Source organism: Arthrobacter sp. KBS0703, assembly GCF_002008315.2.
Taxonomy (GTDB): domain Bacteria; phylum Actinomycetota; class Actinomycetes; order Actinomycetales; family Micrococcaceae; genus Arthrobacter.
Map to the genome: position 1 here is coordinate 89790 of NZ_MVDG02000002.1, position 16345 is coordinate 106134.

Sequence of the window (16345 nt, forward strand, 5' to 3'; positions counted from 1 at the left end):
GAATATGTCCGCCCTACGAGAATCCCTCGGCTTCCTGACAAGCCGCCTCCGCCAGGTTGGCATCTTCGTCGCCCTGATCCTGATCGTCCTGCTCTTCCAGGTCCTCACGGACGGGATCCTGCTCCAGCCCCAGAACGTCACCAACCTGGTGGTCCAGAACAGCTACATCCTGATCCTGGCCATCGGCATGGTGATGGTGATCATCGCCGGCCACATCGACCTCTCCGTCGGCTCCATTGCGGGCTTCATCGGGGCCGTATCGGGCGTGATGATCGTCCACTGGGGCTGGGCCTGGTGGATCGCCATCCCGGCCTGCCTGCTGGTGGGCGCGCTCGTCGGGGCCTGGCAGGGCTACTGGATTGCCTACGTGGGCATCCCTGCGTTCATTGTGACCCTGGCGGGCATGCTCATCTTCCGCGGCCTGACGCTGATCACGCTCAAGAACCAGCAGATCACCCCGTTCCCGGACGAGCTCCGGGCCCTGGGCGGAGGCTTCCTCCCGGACATCTCCGGCGGCACCTCGGTGCTGGAGTGGCTGACGGTCATCCTCGGCGTCGGCGGCACCGCCGCGATCCTGTTCCAGTCCATCAAGGAACGCCGCGTGCGCCGGAAGTTCAACCTCGAAAACGAGCCCATGGCCTGGTTCGCCACCAAGACGTCGTTCATCGCGGTGCTCATGCTGACCATCACGTTCCTCCTCGCCAGCTACCGCGGCACCCCGATCGTGCTGATCGTCCTCGCCGTCCTGGTGATCGCCTACTCGGCGCTGATGAGCAACAGCATCTTCGGCCGGCACACGTACGCGATCGGCGGCAACCTCCACGCAGCCGAGCTCTCCGGCATCAAGACCAAAGCCGTGACGTTCCGGCTGTTCGTGAACATGGGTGTGCTTGCCGCCCTGGCCGGACTCGTGTTCACCGCGCGCCTGAACTCGGCGCAGCCGGCGGGGGGCACGGGCTTCGAACTGGATTCCATTGCCGCGGCGTTCATCGGCGGAGCCGCAGTCCAGGGCGGAATCGGCACCGTGGCCGGAGCCATGATCGGCGGCCTCATCATGGGCGTGCTCAACAACGGCATGTCCATCCTGGGCCTGGGCACCGACTACCAGCAGCTCATCAAGGGCCTGGTGCTCCTGCTCGCAGTGGGCTTCGACATCTTCAACAAGAACCGCAGCGGCGGCGGACCCACCATCGCCAAACGGTTCAAGTGGAAGACGGCCCCGTCGGACAGCGCCGAGGAACCCCAGCCGGCAGCCAAGACGCCCGTTGCCGTTGCCGCCAAGCCTGCGGGCGCCGGGCCAGTGGGCGCCGAGCCGGTGGGCGCGGAGCCGGTGGGCGCGGTCGAAAACCCCTGATCCGCCCCGCCAGGCCCAACTGGGTAGCAGCACGCGCCGTTCTCAGCGCCCAGAACCGCGTGTGCTGCTACCCAGTTGGGCGGGCAGGGCACCGCACGGAAGGAATGCGCATGTCCCACGCCAGCGACGACTGGAACCTGTTGATCGGACGCACCGTGGAGCTGCGGCGCGACGGCCTGCACGTCCGCACTGCCGAGGTGGAGGATGCGTCCCTGGATTCGTCGGTGATGTGGCTGCGATTCGACGGCAACCACGGCCGCCAGCTGATCGCGAAGTCGGACGGCTTCGAGGTGCGGCCGGTGTCCTGAGCCAGTTCAGGTCACCGGCCGCACGGAATGCCGGCCCGTTCAGGAACTGCTCGGGCTCAGGGCCTGGCGGCGTTCCTCACCAGTCGTGCACGGTGCCGTCGACGAGGCGGTTGTAGGGCAGGTAGGCCTGCTGGTACGGGTAGGCCGCGGCGGCTTCTTCGTTGAATTCGACGCCGATGCCGGGCTTCTCGCCCGGGTGCAGGTAGCCGTCCACGAAGGTCATGGACTGCTCGAACACGGTGTTGGTGGCGTCGGAGTGCTGCATGTATTCCTGGATGCCGTAGTTATGGATCGCCAGGCCCACGTGCAGCTGCGCGGCGAATCCGACCGGGGAAATATCGGTCGGGCCGTGGAAGCCGGACTTGATCTGGTACTGCGCGGCGAAGTCCATCACCTTCTTCAGCGGCGAGATCCCGCCGAAGTGCGTCGAGGCCGCCCGGACGTAGTCGATCAGCTGTTCCTTGATGATGCTCTGGTAGTCGTACACGGTGTTGAAGATCTCCCCGATCGCCAGCGGGGTGGTGGTGTGCTGGCGGACCAGGCGCAGCGCTTCCTGGTTTTCGGCCGGGGTGCAGTCTTCCAGCCAGAACAGGTCATACGGTTCCAGCGCCTTGCCCAGCTTCGCGGCCTGGATCGGGGTCATCCGGTGGTGCCCGTCGTGCAGCAGCGGCAGCTCCGGGCCGAACTCGTTCCGAACGGCCTCGAACACGGACGGCAGGTGCCGGAGGTAGGCGCGGGTGTCCCAGTCTTCCTCCACCGGGAACGCGCCGCGCCCGGCGGGTTCGTAGTCGTAGCGTTCGCCCGAGGCCTGCGCCTGGGCCGCGACGCCGTAGACGGCCTTGATGCCCGGGACGGAGGTCTGGATCCGGACGGACTTGTAGCCGAGTTCCAGGTGCTCGCGGACCGAGTCGAACAGCGACGGGATGTCCGCGCCGGAGGCGTGCCCGTACGCGCGCAGCCCGTTCCGCGACGCCCCGCCCAGGAGCTGGTACACCGGCATCCCGGCGATCTTGCCCTTGATGTCCCAGAGCGCCATGTCCACCGCGGCGATCGCGGCCATCGTCACCGGCCCCCGGCGCCAGTAGGAGGACCGGTACAGGAACTGCCAGGTGTCCTCGATCCGGTGCGGGTCCTTTCCGATCAGCAGCTGCGCCACATGCTCCTTGAGGTACGCGGCCACCGCGAGCTCACGGCCGTTCAGGGTGGCATCACCGATGCCGGTCACGCCGTCCTCCGTGGTGATCCGGAGCGTCACGAAGTTACGGGACGGGCTCGTCACGAAGACTTCCGCGGCAATGATTTTCACAACAGGTCCAGGCTTTCTTTCGGTCAACAATGAACGTTCCGGCGTCCCGGCCGGCACAGGCGTTGGGTGCGGGGTCGGGTCAGCGTTGCGTGCTTCCGGCAACGTGGTTGCCGAGCAGTGCGAGTTCCGCGGTGCTCGGGAGGCCTTCCCAGTCACCGGCGGTGCTGACGGCGAAGGCTCCCGCGAGGGCGCCGCGCCGCAGCCGCCCGGCCACGTCGTCGCCGTCGAGCAGCGCTGAGAGGTAGCCGGCGGCGAAGGCATCACCGGCGCCGACGGTATCGATACTGGTCACCTGCACGGCCGGCACTTCCCACTGGCCGTCGGCCGTGTAGGCGCCGGCACCGGCGGCACCGCGCTTGACCACCACCTCCCGTACGCCCAGTTCCAGCAACCGTTTCGCCAGGAGAGCCTCGGCAGCTTCGGATAGTCCCGCTGCCGGGGCCGCAGCCGGGTCCAAAATCGGTTCGGCGCCCGCAGCCACAATCGAAGACGCCACCAGGTCCAGTTCGTCCTCCGAGGCGATCACGATGGTGGCGTGCCGGACGATCGGGGCCAGAGCGGCACGTGCCTCGTCCCGTGACCAGAGCTTGGCCCGGTAGTTGACGTCCAGCGAAACCAGGATGCCTTCCCCCGCGGCGCGCTCGGCGGCATACTCCACTGCGCGCCGGGCCTCAGGGCTGAGGGCGGCGGTGATTCCGGTCAGGTGGAGCACCCTGGCGCCGTCCCGCAGCGCTGCATCCACGTCCGGAATGCTGAGCGTGGACCCGGCCGACCCCGACCGGTAATAATATGCGCGGCTCACATCTGCGGTCCGCTGCTCCAGGAACATCACCCCGGTGCTGCGCGCGGCGTCTTCGCGGTGGTGCAGCCCGATGCCTTCCGAGCGCAGCTGCCGCACGATGAACTGGCCATGCGGGTCACCTCCCACCACGCCCGCCCACGACACTCCGTGGCCCAGGCGTGCCACGCCCACCGCAACGTTGGACTCGGCACCGGCCACATGCATCGACAGGCTGCCGCCGGCGGACAGCGGGCCGCCCGATCTGAGCGAAACCATGGATTCGCCCAGGGTCAGGAGGTCGACGGCGGCCGTCACCGGGAACCTGCCTCAACGGTCCGGCGGCCGAAATCGGCGGCCAGTCCAACGAAGCTGCGGGCACGCTCCCGCACGGGGGCCAGGTTCCCTCCGGAGCCGGCGTCGCCGAACAGCGGCCCGCCGAGCCCGACGGCGATGGCGCCGGCTTCCCAGTAGCCCGCCGCTTCGTCGAGCCCCACTCCGCCCACCGCGATGAACGGGATGCCGGGGAACGGATCGCGGAGCGCCTTGAGGTAGCCCGGGCCGCCGATGGAGGCGGGAAAGAGCTTGACCGCGGTGGCCCCGCGGTTCATGGCGTCGTAAGCTTCGCTGGGGGTGAGGGCTCCGGCGAGCACCGGTATCCCCCGGCGCGCCGACTCGTCAATGGACTCCGCCAGCGCAGGGGTCACCATGAATTGGCCGCCCGCCTCGGCGACCCGGCCCACGTCCTGGGCGGTCAGCACGGTTCCCGCCCCGACGAAGCAGTCCGCAGGTGCCGCAGCCCGGACCTCGCGGATTGCCTCCAGGGCGCCGGGCGTGGTCAGGGCGATCTCGACGTACCGGAAACCCTCCGCCATCGCGGCCAGGGCCGCCTTCGCGGCAGCCGTTCCGTCCGTGCCGCGCACGATTGCCACCAACCGGGTCTCCCGGATGCCGGCGAGCAACGATTCAGGGGTCAGCGATCCGGGCGTGGGGGTGTTCTCCATGTCAGGGTTCTCCTTTGTCGGGGCGTTCTGGTCCGGGGTCACCGTTCCGGGGCTCACCACTCTGCGAAAGCACCGTCGGGGTGCCGCCACACGGGTCCGCGCCATGCGTGTCCCCGTTTGTCCGCCGCCCGGACCACCGCTTCGTCGATCTCGATGCCCAGCCCGGGCCCGGTGAGCCGCTCGATGTGGCCGTTGACGAACTTCAGGGGCGACTTGTCCACCACGTAGTCGAGGACTTCCGCGCCCTGGTTGTAGTGGATGCCGATGCTCTGTTCCTGGATCAGGAAGTTGGGCGTCGCGAAGCCCACCTGCAGGCAGGCGGCCAGTGCCAGCGGACCCAGCGGGCAGTGCGGCGCCAGCTGGACCTCGTAGATTTCGGCCAGGGAGGCGATCTTGCGGACCTCCGTGATGCCGCCGGCGTGCGAAAGGTCAGGCTGCGCCACGGCGATTCCGGCCTGCAGCGCGGGAAGGAACTCCTGCCGGCTGTAGAGCCGCTCGCCGGTGGACACCGGCGTCGTGGTGGAGGAGGTGAATTCGCGCAGCAGGTGGGTGTTCTCCGGAACCACCGGCTCCTCGAGGAAGAACGGCCGGTACGGCTCGAGGAGCGGCGCCACACGGCGTGCGTTGGCGAGGCTGAAGCGGCCGTGGAAGTCCACGGCCACGTCCCGGTGGTCCCCCAGGACTTCGCGGGCGGCTGCCACCCGGCGGACCACGCCGTCGAGCTCTGCCACCGACGCAACCGGGCTCATCCGGCCGCTGGCGTTCATCTTGACCGCGGTGAGTCCGACGTCCAGCTGGGCGCTGATCTGGTCGGCCACCTCGTTGGGCTCGTCGCCGCCCACCCAGCCGTACATCCGGATCCGGTCGCGGACAGGGCCGCCGAGCAGCTGGTGGACGGGCGCGTTGAAGTGCTTGCCGGCGATGTCCCACAGCGCCTGGTCCAGTCCGGACACGGCACTGGCCAGGATGGGGCCGCCGCGGTAGAAGGAGCCCTTGGTCATGACCTGCCAGTGGTCCTCGATCCGCAGGGCGTCTTGTCCGAGCAACAGCTCGGAGAGCTGGTCGACGGCGGTGCGGACGGTTTCGCTGCGCCCCTCGCAGGACGCTTCTCCCCAGCCGACGATCCCGCTGTCCGTCTCGATGCGGACGAACAGCCAGCGCGGCGGGACCAGGAAGGTTTCTATTCTGCTGATGCGAGTCACGGTGTGCCCCTAGCCCTTGGTGGCGCCGGCGGTCATGCCGGACACGATGTATTTCTGCGTGAAGAGCGCAATGATCATGATCGGGATGGTCACCACGGTGGCGGCGGCCATCAGTCCGCCCCAGTCGATGCTGGCGTAGGAGACGAAGTCGAAGATGGCCACAGGCAGCGTCTTCGTCTTCGAACCGGACAGGACCAGGGCAAACATGAAGTTGTTCCACGAGAAGATGAAGGACAGGATCCCGGCGGTGGCCATGCCGGCCACGGACAGCGGCAGGGTGATGCGGCGGAACGCGCCGATCGGCGTCAGTCCGTCCACCTGCGCCGACTCCTCGAGTTCCAGCGGCAGGGAATCGAAGTAGCTCATCATGATGTACACGATCAGCGGCAGGGCGACAAACATGTGGCTGAGGATCAGCACCTCAAAGCCGCCCACCATCTTCAGGTTGGAGAAGACGTAGTACCAGGGCACCAGCAGGGAGACGCCCGGGATGACGCGGGCCATCAGGACCACCAGCGCCGAGCGGTGCATGGTGAACCGGCTCATAGCGTAGGCGGCCGGGACGCCCAGGATCAGCGACAGTGCCGTGGACACGAACGCCACCCAGAAGCTGTTGAAGATGAAGACGAAGTAGTTGTTGCGCTGCAGCACGTTGGCGTAGTTCTCGCCGGTGGGTGTGAACAGGAAAGACTTGCCGGCGTCGTAGATGTCCACGTTGGTCTTGAAGGAGGCAAGCAGCATCCAGAACAGCGGCGCGACGAGGAACAGCACCACCGCCACCAGGGCTGCTACGCGGAAGGTCTTGTAGGCACGGCTGCGCAGCGGCTTCTTGCGGCGTGCCACCTGCGGCCGGTGCCGGGCCGGTGCCTGGGGTTCAGTCAGGAGGGTCATTTGCTTACCGCTTTCTTGCGCATGGTCAGCAGCCACATGGAGCCAACGATGATCATGAAGAACAGGATCAGTACGGCCGAGGACAGCCCGTACTGGTTGTAGTCGAAGCTCAGTCCGTAGGCGTAGACGTTCAGGGTCTCCACCTCGTGGAAGGAACCGCCGCCCTTGCCCTTGGTGGCGTAGAGGATGTCGAAGGTCTTCAGGGCATCGATGCCGCGGAGCAGGATGGCCACGATGACCGTGGGCATCATCAACGGCAGGGTGACGTAGAAGAAACGCTGGACCGCGGTGGCCCCGTCCATCCGTGCGGCTTCATCCGGCTCCTCGGAGAGGGAGGTGAGGCCGGCCAGGAGAATGAGGACCACCATGGGGGTCCACTGCCAGACGTCCATGAAGATGGTGGTGGGCAGGGCGGAGTCCTGCCCGGACAGCCACGGCTGCGGCGGAATGCCCACGAGGCCGAGCAGCTGGTTGGCGAAGCCGATGTTCGGGTCGAAGATCAGCCGCCACATCATGCCGACCGCCACGGGGGTGGCCACAAGTGGCAACAGAATTGCCACGCGGACCCATTTTTCGCCGCGGAACGGACGCCACAGCAGCAAGGCGATGCACATGCCGAGAATAATTTCGCAGGCGAGCGCCACGAGCGTGAACGAGAGCGTTCGGCCCACGGCGGGCCAGAAGCGCTCGGTATCGGTGAGGACCGTGAAGTAGTTCTCGAGGCCCACGAAGTCCGACGCCGCGCGCACCGACCCCTGGGAGTCGGTCAGGCTCAGGTACAGGGTCCAGGCGAGCGGAAAGATGATGAGGACGCCCACGAAGATCATGGCGGGCGCTGCGAACAGCCACTTCCGGTGGCGGTTGGCCCAGGCGGAGAAATTCTCCTGGGCGCTAGCCGGTCGACCGGAGGTCCGGGCAGGGGTCAGTACAGACATGGTTCACCTAAGAAGTTGGGGGTGAAAAATCTTCAGCGGACGACGGCGGGACAACAGCCTGGCGGGTGTCCCGCCGTCGCGCTTTGGTTACTTACTTTTCGTCGTCCAGGAACTTCTGGAACGCGGTGTTGGCCGTGTCCGCGGCTGCTGAAGCGTCGGCACCGGTGATGGAGGCGACAATCGGGCCGCCGACGATCTCGCGGGCCTTGCCCACGGTGAGGACCTGCGGGCGGTCGTGGCCCACGCCGTTTTCAGCGCTCACCGCGATGGCGGCGGCGAGGTCCTTCGGGTAGGTGGAGGTTCCGGCGGGGTCGGACCAGACCGAGGCGCGCGGCCCGGGTACGCCGGCCTTCTGCGCTTCCAGGGTGCGCTCCTTGCTGGTGGCCCACTTAATGAACTTCCACGCGTTGTCCTGGTTGGCCGAGGCCTTGTTGACCGCGAGGCCCCAGGACGGGATGTTGTACGGCTTGGAACCGGCGGGTCCGGCGGGCAGCGGGGCGAACCCGACGGTGTCGGCCACCTTTGACTTGGCCGGATCCGTGGCGTTCTTGTAGAGGGAATCCGCTTCGGTGTAGAAGGCGGCCTTGCCCTGGGTGAAGATGGCCATTGCCTCGGGCCAGCTCATGTCCGTGCTGACGTTCTTGGGGCCGTAGTTCTTGATCAGGCCGCCATAGAAGGCGTAGGCCTTCTTAGCTTCCTCGGTGCCGACGGTGGACTTGCCGTTTTCGTCGGTGAAGTCGCCGCCGAAGCTGTACAGGAAGCTGGAGAACTGCGTGACCGCTGCCGACTTGCCGGTGCGGGCGACGAACCCTGCGGTGTCCGCGGAGGAAAGCTTCTTGGCGGCGGCTTCGAGCTCCTCCATGGTCTTGGGAACTTCGATGCCGGCGGCCTTCAGCAGGTCCTTGCGGTAGTAGAGCACTTCGCGTTCGGTGATGATGGGGACGCCCGTCACCTTGTCCTCGTAGGTGGTGGCTTTGACGGGGCCGTCCTGGTAGTCCTTCCAGTTCCAGCTGGCGTCTTCTGCGACTTTGCTGGTCAGGTCCGCGAGGTACCCGTTGCGGGCAAACGCCTTGCCTTCCTGCAGCGGGCGGTACATCATGACGTCGATCTCGTCGCTGCCCGCGTTGAGCTTGACGTTGTACTGGTCCGAGAGCTGGTCTTCGCCGAGCTGGGTGAGCTCCACCTTCAGCCCGGTGGACTTTTCGAACTCCGGAATTGCTGCCTTGATGCCTTCGGTCCACACATGGTTGGCAAGGGTGACCCGGACGGTATCCGAACCCTTGGACTCGCTGCTTCCACCTCCGCAGGCGGTCAGACCCAGCGAGAGGGCCGCGGCGACGGCCGCATACTTCACTACTGAACGTCGCTTCATTACGACTCCCTAAAAATCATGGCCGGATCATCCCCGGCCGCCCGCAAACGCATCGTTGCATCTGCTCCGGAAGCGATCATAGGTAAATAAAGCAGACTTAAACAACCCCTTGTGCCCCACCAGTATGATTTATTTATGAAATCTCCAAAGGCGGAGCACCCGGCGAACCTGCACGCATCGCTCTTGCACCGGCTCGGCCTGGCCATAGCCGACGGCACGCTGGCGCCGAACAGCATCCTCAGGCTCGATGAACTGGAAGCCCAGCACAATGTTTCCCGATCCGTGGTGCGGGAAGCCGTGCGGGTGCTCTGCTCGATGGGGATGCTCGAGTCCCGGAGGCGCCTCGGGACGGTGGTCCAGGAAGAGGACTGCTGGAATCTCTACGATCCGCAGGTGATCCGCTGGCGCCTGGCTACGTCCGGGCGGCTTGACCAGCTGCGGGCATTGAACGAACTGCGCGGCGCGATCGAGCCGCAGGCCGCCCGGCTCGCGGCCAACCGGATTTCGCTGGACGCCGGGAGCGACCTGGTTTTCCAGGCGGCGCGGCTGTGGGCGGCGGGCCAGGCAGGAAATCGCGAACAGTTCCTGCTCCTGGACATCGATTTCCACGCGTCCGTGCTCAAGGCCTCCGGCAATCCGATGTTCTCGCAACTGCACAACCTGGTCAGGGAAGTCCTTACCGGCCGCACCGAACACGGCCTGATGCCGCACCTCCCGCACCACGAGGCACTCCAGCTGCACGTGGACGTGGCCAGCGCCATCCAGCGGGGCGAAGCCGAGGCGGCCCACGCCGCGATGAGCCGGATCGTGGAGCAGTCCACGGAGGAAATGGGCGATATCTGGTCCCAGAACTACCAGGGCCCTTCCGCGCAAACGGACACTTAAGCCCCCACCCGCCGCCCAACAGGGCTAGAACCCAAGGGGCGGCGGCAAAGGCCGCAAGTGTCCGTTCGCGCCGGGTCGCGGCTAGCGGCCGCCGGCGATCTTCCTGCTGCGCTGCTCCTGCGCCATCGGCCCGTACGGATAAACGCCGACGCGCGGCTGGCTGGCTTCGGTGAGCCGCCCGGTCTCCTCCGGGGTGAGTTCGAGGTCCGCCGCGGCCAGGTTATCCGCCAGCTGCTCCGTGGTCCGGGCACCAAGGATGACCGACGTGACGGCCGGGCGGCCGGCGAGCCACGCCAGCGCAACCTGGGAGGCTGTCACGCCGTGGTCCGCGGCGATTTTCTCGACGGCGCCGATCACCTGCCAGGTGCGGTCGTCGTCGTTCCTGGCCTGCCAGGCCTCCATGCCCCGCGTCGGGTTTTCGCCCAGGCGGGTGGCTCCGGCCGGCGGCTCGTCCCGCTTGTACTTGCCGGACAGCCAGCCGCCGCCCAGCGGCGACCACGGCAGCAGCCCGACGCCCGCGTCCAGCGAGGCGGGCACGATCTCCGACTCGATCTCGCGCACCAGCAGGCTGTACTGCGGCTGAAGCGTCACCGGCGGGCTCCAGCCGTGCGCCTTCGCCAGGTGGACGGCCTTGGTCAGCTGCCAGCCCAGGAAGTTCGAAAAACCGTAGTACGCGATCTTTCCGCTGCTGACGGCGTCGTTGAGGAAACGGAGGGTCTCCTCGAGCGGGGTGACGGGGTCCCACGCGTGCATCTGGTAGAGGTCCACCTGCTCCACGCCGAGCCTCCGCAATGAATCGTCCAGGGACTTGGTGAGGTGGCGGCGGGAGGTGCCGAGGTCATTGGGGCCCTTCCCCATCGGGAAGCGGCCCTTGGTGGCCAGGACCACCCGATCCTTGGCTTCCGGCCGCTTCGCGAGCCAGCGCCCGATGATTTCCTCGGAGACACCCGCGCTGTAGACGTCGGCTGTGTCGATGAGGTTGCCGCTCGCCGCCACGTAGTCATCCAGGATGGCGTGGGAGGTTTCCTCGGTGGCCTCGGCGCCGAAAGTCATGGTGCCCAGCGCGTAGTTGGACACGACGGCACCGCTGTTTCCCAGTGTGCGGTATTGCATGGTTCTCCTCAGTCGTTGGGGTCAGTCTTCGGCTGTCAGTCGTCGATTTCAGTCTTCGGCTGTCAGTCCTCGATTTCAGTCTTCGGTGGGCGTGGTGCGGTTCGAGTGGTAGGTCCGCCAGCTGTGCTCGGGTGCGAATCCGAGGAGCCGCTTGGCCTTGTCGATAGAGAGCATGGTCTCGTGCTCCCCTAGTTCCTTGGTCACCTTGACGCCGGGGAACACCTCGGCGGCCAGGCTGGCGCTGGAGCGGCTCATCACGGTGTCCTCATTGGCGATGATGAAGGCCTCAAATCCCGGTTTGCCGAGCTCCAGGGCACGCGCCACCGCCTGGGCACCATCGCGTCCGTCGATGTAGCCCCAGAGGTTCCATTTGCGCAGCGTCGCGTCGGCGTCAAAGGACGGAAAGTTCTCGTAGTCGCCGGCATCCATGACGTTCGAGAACCGCAGGCCTGTGATGCTGAGCTCGGGGTCCCACCGTGTCATTTCGATCGCCATCTGTTCCTCCAGGTGCTTCACGAGGGAGTACGTGCTTTCCGGCCTGGCCGGATATTCCTCGTCCACCGGGATGTAGGGAGGGTCGACGTCGAACGGAAGCCCCAGCACCGTCTCACTCGAGGCGTACACGATTTTCTTGATGCCGGCCCTGCGGGCCGCTTGGAACACGTTGTAGGTGGAGAGCATGTTGTTCTCGAACGTGGCGGCGTCCGGCACGAGGCCCGGAGCCGGAATGGCGCCCAGGTGGACGACGGCGTCGAAGCCCTTATGCCTGTCATCAAGGCCCAAAATGACGTCCAGCACCTGCCCGTAGTTGCGCAGGTCCACGACCGCCAGTTGAGCGCTTCTCTCCCCCGTTCGGTCAAGGTTGAGGACGGCGTGGCCGTCCTCAACCAGCCTGCGGACCACGTGGCGTCCAAGCTTTCCGCTCCCGCCGGTTACGGCAATCCTCATGGTGGTCTCCTCTGGTTGGTTTGGCAGCCTGCCTGACTGCAGCGGGCGGTAGGCGCGCACCGCCCGCAACGTCCTTGTCCAGCCTAGGGGCGGCAGGCGGACTGCGCAGCCCTTTTGGCAGGCCCTCCGAGTCCTAGGAAAACCGGAGCCACTCGGGCTGCCCGGGCAGAATGCCAGCCATGTTCATTGTTCTGACTTGCTGTCATAATGCCCCCGAACAGATGTATATAATTTCCCGGTACGGTTTAGCAGAAGGCCGTTGGATAGTTGTTCGATCCGGCTTCTTGCTGCCGCTACCCGTCCCGGTCCCGGGCAATCTGCGCTGCGTCCGCCGGCTCGTCTTGACCTGAGCGAAACGGTACCGGGAATCGTGGCCAGCGAGTCGACCGCAAAATCTGAAACGTCCATCACAGAGCACCTGAATGAAACGGTGCTTGCCAGCGCCGATGTGGAGGAATTCCTCCACGAGCTGGCCCGGGTGTCCGCCCGCAGCCTGTCCGAACCGGGGGACGAAGTCCTATGTGGCATCACGCTGCTGCGGCACCGGAAGGCCGCCACCGTGGCCAGCAGCAGCCCCGCGGCCCAGGCCATGGACGAGATCCAGTACGACTTCGGTGACGGCCCCTGCATGACGGCATCGCGGGAGCAGGCGACCGTCCACATCACGGACCTCGAAGACAACGAACGCTGGCCGCAATACTCGGCGACGGTCCTCGGCCACGGCGTCCGGTCCATCCTGGCCGTTCCCTTCCGGCTCGAAGGCGATACGCGGGCAGCCCTGAACCTCTACTCGCACAGGCCGGGCCGGTTCGAGGGGCGGGTCCTGGAACTGGCCCAGGATTTTGTCAGCCAGACTTCGATGGCGCTGCGGCTGGCTGTCCGTTTCGCCCATTACAGTGACGCCGCGGCGAACCTGAAGGCCACCCTGGAAACACGAACCGTGATCGACGTCGCCGTGGGGGTCATCATGGCGCAGAACAGGTGCAGCCAGAAGGAGGCCTTCGAGCTGCTGAGGACCGCATCCAGTACCCGCAACACCAAGCTGCACAGCGTGGCTGCGTCAATCGTTGCCTCGTTGGGCCAGGGACCGGCGAGGACCCACTACGAAGGGTGAAGAACACCCGCTAGGCGGGCTATTGCTGCCTGATTACTGACCGGGCGCCTGTTGACCGGCTGACCCCGTGAACCCCGATCCGCGGGAGACATGGATCTTCCTTGATCCGGCGGCGGGTTCTTCCGGGAGCGGGACGCGGACTTCGAGGATGCCGTCCGTGTACGAAGCACGGATGTCGTCCTGGTTTACAGGAGCGGGGAGGCTCACGGTCCGGGCAAAGGTGCCATAACGGAACTCGGAGCGGTAACCCTCTTTGTCCTTGTGCTCGGAGCGTTCTTCGCGCCGCACACTGATCTGAAGCTGATTACCCGCCAGGGTGATGTCAACGTCCCTGTCCGGATCAAGGCCCGGGACCTCGGCCTTGACCACCAGGAACCCGGCCTCACGGTATTCCTCCACTCGGAGCCAGGTGTCCAGATCGCCTTCCAGGAAGCGCCGGAAAGGCTCCGGAAAGTCGACGCCCGCGCGGCGAAGAATGTTGGTCATCGCTGTTACCTCCTGATTGCTTCCGGCCCTTTTTGGCCGATTCGCCCGGGGCCGGGGATGGCTTCCAACACCACCAAAGCTACGCCCCCGCCACCATGTTGTTAAGGCCGCGAAACAACCATGCGAGCGTTTGGGACCTGTGGGTTTTCCTATGAAAACCCCGGAACTTTCTGGTGGAATCCCTGCCCGCGGGGGCTGCGGCGGCCTATCCGTCACACCAGTCCCCCATTACCCACCTTCCTCACCGGAACGAGGGGTTCGCAAAGCGAGGTTTTCACAGGAGACGCACAGGATAGTGGCGGAGTGCAGACATTCGAGCCGTCTTATGAGGAGCCCTGATGAAAAAGTTGTTACTCCTTGGTATTCCGCTGGTTACACTCGCAGGGCTCAATGTTTGGAGTCAGGCGGTGGCGGAGCCGGCCAATTTCCGGGGCCCGGGCGTGGTAGTCGGGGACGGCGGGGGCCCTGACCTCGCAGCGGACGTGCAGGGGGCAGAGATCCCCGAAGCCGCCGCAGCGAAGAGCGTCTCAAGCACAACGTTCAAGCCCGCAGCGAAGACCACGGCGAAGGGCCCGGCGGTGACCCGTGCGGCTGCCCCCTCCGCCGTTCAAGAACCGTCGGCGGTGCCACCGGAGCTCTTGGATGCAGGATCCCTGGACCGGGTCACGGTCTTGGTACCGGCCGCCGAGATCGTCATCAGCAGTCACGAGGCCGGGGACGACGGCGGCTCGCGGGGCCGAGGGCGGAGCAGGCAGAACGGGAAGTCCGAAGACAGCCGCAGCGGACACCACGGCGGCCGCCATGCCAACTGATTTCCAGGGCCCGCAGGACCCTGCAATGCCGGCAGGCGCCCCGGCCGTCCGAGCGCCCGCCCTCGACGGATTCGACGCCACCGCCCCCGACGCCGATGCCTTCAAGAGCCCCTCCGCGTTCTTCGCTTGGCTGGGCGTCACCGAACGGACAGTGATGCGCCACCAGGTGGTCGAAGTCATCCTCGATATCCTTGGCGCCACCGATCAGGAGTCCGAGGTGCGGCTGAGGCTGCTGCGCCACCTTGCCGCCCATCCGGGCTGCCCCGAACAGGCACTCCTCTCCCACTTGAGGGAGAACGCCCGGCTTTCAACGGTGCCCGGTTTCACCCCGGCCGAGAGCTCCGACGCCCGGAGCGCAGATGCGTTCGGGGGCTGGAGCCCCGGCGGCCATCTCCGGGAATGCGCCGGTTCGCGGACGGACCTGTTCGGACTCCCGGAATGAGCGCTCCCCGAATGAAGCTAAGTAGGCTTATGATCTATGGGTTGCCGTTGTACGACGGCGGCACTGGCACCTGACACGGTGCCGGTGCGTCACCCGGTAAAAGCTTGGAGGAACGTTGGTTTTGCTAGGCGGAAGGCCGGGCCGGGGGCGCGGAACCGGCACCATGCTTATTGCTGGATGCCTCGCCGCCGCCCTGGCGGGCTGCGCGCAGTCAGCCCCGGATTTGGATTCCAAGACCGGCAAGGAGCTGCAGGCGCAGGTGCTTGTAGTCAGCGCGGCGGCGGCCGCGCAGGACCCCGCTGCGGGGCTGCGGTCCCTCGATGAGCTGGTCGGCCATGTGACCGGCGCCGCCGCCAATGGCGAGGTGTCCTTCAAGCGCCACCAAAGCATCATGAAAGCAGTAGAGGCGGTGCGCGCCGACCTTTTGGCGGCCCAGGCCGCGAAGGCAGCGGCAGCCAAAGCCGCAGCAGAACGGGCCACAGCGGCGAAGGCGGCGGCGGCCCGGGAGGCGACTGCGAAAGCCGCGGCTGAGAGCGCTGCCGCAGCAGCCGACGTCGTCACTCAGGCACCTGCCACGGCGCCCCTGCCCGCTGTTAACAAGCGGCCCGGCGGCGAAAGCAAGGCCAAGGGCTCCAACAAGGGCAAGGGCGGCGGGTAGGACGACCACCGCGCACAAGCCGGCCGGCCCTAGTTCCGGTGGTGGTCGATCAGCCAGCCGGCCATCTGCTGGGCCCGCTTGGACGCCAGGAAGTCACCTTCCGTCGCGGAGATGATGGAGCCCTTCATCAGGATGTGCCAGGAGCGGGCAAAGTCGTCGGTGCGCTGAAGGCCAGCTTCTTCGGCGAGCGCCTTGATGTGCCCGCGGATCCTTGCGAGGTAGCCGATGCTGGCTTCCCCGAGCGGATGCTCCGGGCCCATTTCCAGGAGGACGTTGATGAAGGTGCAGGCCTCGAAGTCGTCACGCTGGAACCAGTCTCCGAACACGTCAAAAACGGCCAGCAGCTGTTCCGCCGGCGTGTTTCCACGGCGCCTGGCTTCCGACACGATGAGGTCCACCGTCCAGACCTGGTCGCGGAGCGCCAGGAAGGCAAGAACCAGCGCATCCTTGGACGGAAAATGACGGTAGAAAGTCGACTTGGCCACACCTGATCGATCGATTAGCTCGTTGATCCCGACGTCGCGAATACCGCGGCGGGAGAACAGCTCGTAGGCAGTGGAAAGTATCCGGTCCACTGGTTCGCTATGGCCGGTACGCACCTCGCTAGGCAGTAAGGCGTCCCCGGTCGAATCAGGTGCACTCATTAAGGAAATAGTCTACCTTGGGACTGGCAGAGACAGACTTGTCTGTCCTATTCTTTTTATCAACAAGACGCACGCAACTTCGGGGACAGGCAG

Annotated in this window: 18 protein-coding genes; 7 read left to right on the forward strand and 11 right to left on the reverse strand. The window is 66.1% G+C overall.

The genetic code is table 11. From position 1 onward, the window contains the following. Positions 1–4: 4 nt before the first annotated feature. Positions 5–1354, forward strand: coding sequence for a multiple monosaccharide ABC transporter permease (gene mmsB / locus B1A87_RS20910; RefSeq protein WP_078029221.1), 1350 nt, complete (start codon positions 5–7; stop codon positions 1352–1354). 110 nt (positions 1355–1464) lie between these two features. Continuing rightward, a complete protein-coding gene (locus B1A87_RS20915) occupies positions 1465–1662 on the forward strand; it encodes a hypothetical protein (RefSeq protein WP_078029220.1) in 198 nt (65 codons plus the stop codon). A gap of 76 nt (positions 1663–1738) precedes the next feature. Here B1A87_RS20915 and manD read toward each other — a convergent pair whose 3' ends face one another. From manD to B1A87_RS20950, 7 genes are all read right to left on the reverse strand, one after another. Next, on the reverse strand, positions 1739–2968 hold the full coding sequence (manD, locus tag B1A87_RS20920) for a D-mannonate dehydratase ManD (RefSeq protein ID WP_144275841.1): 1230 nt from the start codon (positions 2966–2968) through the stop codon (positions 1739–1741). A gap of 79 nt (positions 2969–3047) precedes the next feature. Next, positions 3048–4064, reverse strand: coding sequence for a sugar kinase (locus tag B1A87_RS20925; protein WP_260681096.1), 1017 nt, complete (start codon positions 4062–4064; stop codon positions 3048–3050). Beyond that, positions 4061–4750 carry a bifunctional 4-hydroxy-2-oxoglutarate aldolase/2-dehydro-3-deoxy-phosphogluconate aldolase gene (locus B1A87_RS20930; protein ID WP_078029215.1) on the reverse strand — a complete coding sequence of 230 codons (690 nt, stop codon included), beginning with the start codon at positions 4748–4750 and terminating at the stop codon, positions 4061–4063. The genes B1A87_RS20925 and B1A87_RS20930 overlap by 4 nt, the downstream gene beginning before the upstream one ends. Before the next feature lie 53 nt (positions 4751–4803). Continuing rightward, complete coding sequence (gene dgoD, locus B1A87_RS20935) at positions 4804–5952, reverse strand: galactonate dehydratase (RefSeq protein ID WP_078029214.1); 1149 nt, start codon at positions 5950–5952, stop codon at positions 4804–4806. Between the two features lie 9 nt (positions 5953–5961). Further along, positions 5962–6843 (reverse strand): carbohydrate ABC transporter permease, encoded by an 882-nt coding sequence (locus tag B1A87_RS20940; RefSeq protein ID WP_078029213.1) that lies wholly within the window; start codon positions 6841–6843, stop codon positions 5962–5964. Continuing rightward, complete coding sequence (locus tag B1A87_RS20945; RefSeq protein WP_078029212.1) at positions 6840–7778, reverse strand: carbohydrate ABC transporter permease; 939 nt, start codon at positions 7776–7778, stop codon at positions 6840–6842. The genes B1A87_RS20940 and B1A87_RS20945 overlap by 4 nt, the downstream gene beginning before the upstream one ends. A 91-nt stretch (positions 7779–7869) precedes the next feature. Continuing rightward, a complete protein-coding gene (locus B1A87_RS20950; protein WP_078029211.1) occupies positions 7870–9150 on the reverse strand; it encodes an ABC transporter substrate-binding protein in 1281 nt (426 codons plus the stop codon). 135 nt (positions 9151–9285) lie between these two features. Between B1A87_RS20950 and B1A87_RS20955 the strand changes: the two genes are divergently transcribed. Beyond that, positions 9286–10035 (forward strand): FadR/GntR family transcriptional regulator, encoded by a 750-nt coding sequence (locus B1A87_RS20955; protein ID WP_078029210.1) that lies wholly within the window; start codon positions 9286–9288, stop codon positions 10033–10035. Positions 10036–10116: 81 nt separating this feature from the next. Here B1A87_RS20955 and B1A87_RS20960 read toward each other — a convergent pair whose 3' ends face one another. Beyond that, positions 10117–11148 (reverse strand): aldo/keto reductase, encoded by a 1032-nt coding sequence (locus tag B1A87_RS20960; protein ID WP_078029209.1) that lies wholly within the window; start codon positions 11146–11148, stop codon positions 10117–10119. A gap of 75 nt (positions 11149–11223) precedes the next feature. After that, positions 11224–12096 carry an NAD(P)-dependent oxidoreductase gene (locus B1A87_RS20965; protein ID WP_078029208.1) on the reverse strand — a complete coding sequence of 291 codons (873 nt, stop codon included), beginning with the start codon at positions 12094–12096 and terminating at the stop codon, positions 11224–11226. 370 nt (positions 12097–12466) lie between these two features. Between B1A87_RS20965 and B1A87_RS20970 the strand changes: the two genes are divergently transcribed. Next, positions 12467–13210, forward strand: coding sequence for a GAF and ANTAR domain-containing protein (locus B1A87_RS20970; RefSeq protein WP_078029207.1), 744 nt, complete (start codon positions 12467–12469; stop codon positions 13208–13210). Between the two features lie 33 nt (positions 13211–13243). Here the strand turns inward: B1A87_RS20970 and B1A87_RS20975 are convergent, their stop codons facing one another. Next, positions 13244–13696 (reverse strand): Hsp20/alpha crystallin family protein, encoded by a 453-nt coding sequence (locus B1A87_RS20975; protein WP_078029206.1) that lies wholly within the window; start codon positions 13694–13696, stop codon positions 13244–13246. Between the two features lie 338 nt (positions 13697–14034). On the opposite strand from B1A87_RS20975, the gene B1A87_RS20980 reads away from it, so the two are divergent. From B1A87_RS20980 to B1A87_RS20990, 3 genes are all read left to right on the forward strand, one after another. Further along, positions 14035–14508, forward strand: coding sequence for a hypothetical protein (locus B1A87_RS20980; protein ID WP_139362880.1), 474 nt, complete (start codon positions 14035–14037; stop codon positions 14506–14508). Next, complete coding sequence (locus B1A87_RS20985; RefSeq protein ID WP_139362879.1) at positions 14498–14950, forward strand: hypothetical protein; 453 nt, start codon at positions 14498–14500, stop codon at positions 14948–14950. The genes B1A87_RS20980 and B1A87_RS20985 overlap by 11 nt, the downstream gene beginning before the upstream one ends. A 163-nt stretch (positions 14951–15113) precedes the next feature. Then, positions 15114–15608, forward strand: coding sequence for a hypothetical protein (locus B1A87_RS20990; protein ID WP_078029203.1), 495 nt, complete (start codon positions 15114–15116; stop codon positions 15606–15608). 29 nt (positions 15609–15637) lie between these two features. Here the strand turns inward: B1A87_RS20990 and B1A87_RS20995 are convergent, their stop codons facing one another. After that, the gene (locus tag B1A87_RS20995; protein ID WP_078029202.1) at positions 15638–16252 is read right to left on the reverse strand and encodes a TetR/AcrR family transcriptional regulator; all 615 of its coding nucleotides are present in this window, start codon (positions 16250–16252) and stop codon (positions 15638–15640) included. Positions 16253–16345 lie beyond the last annotated feature (93 nt).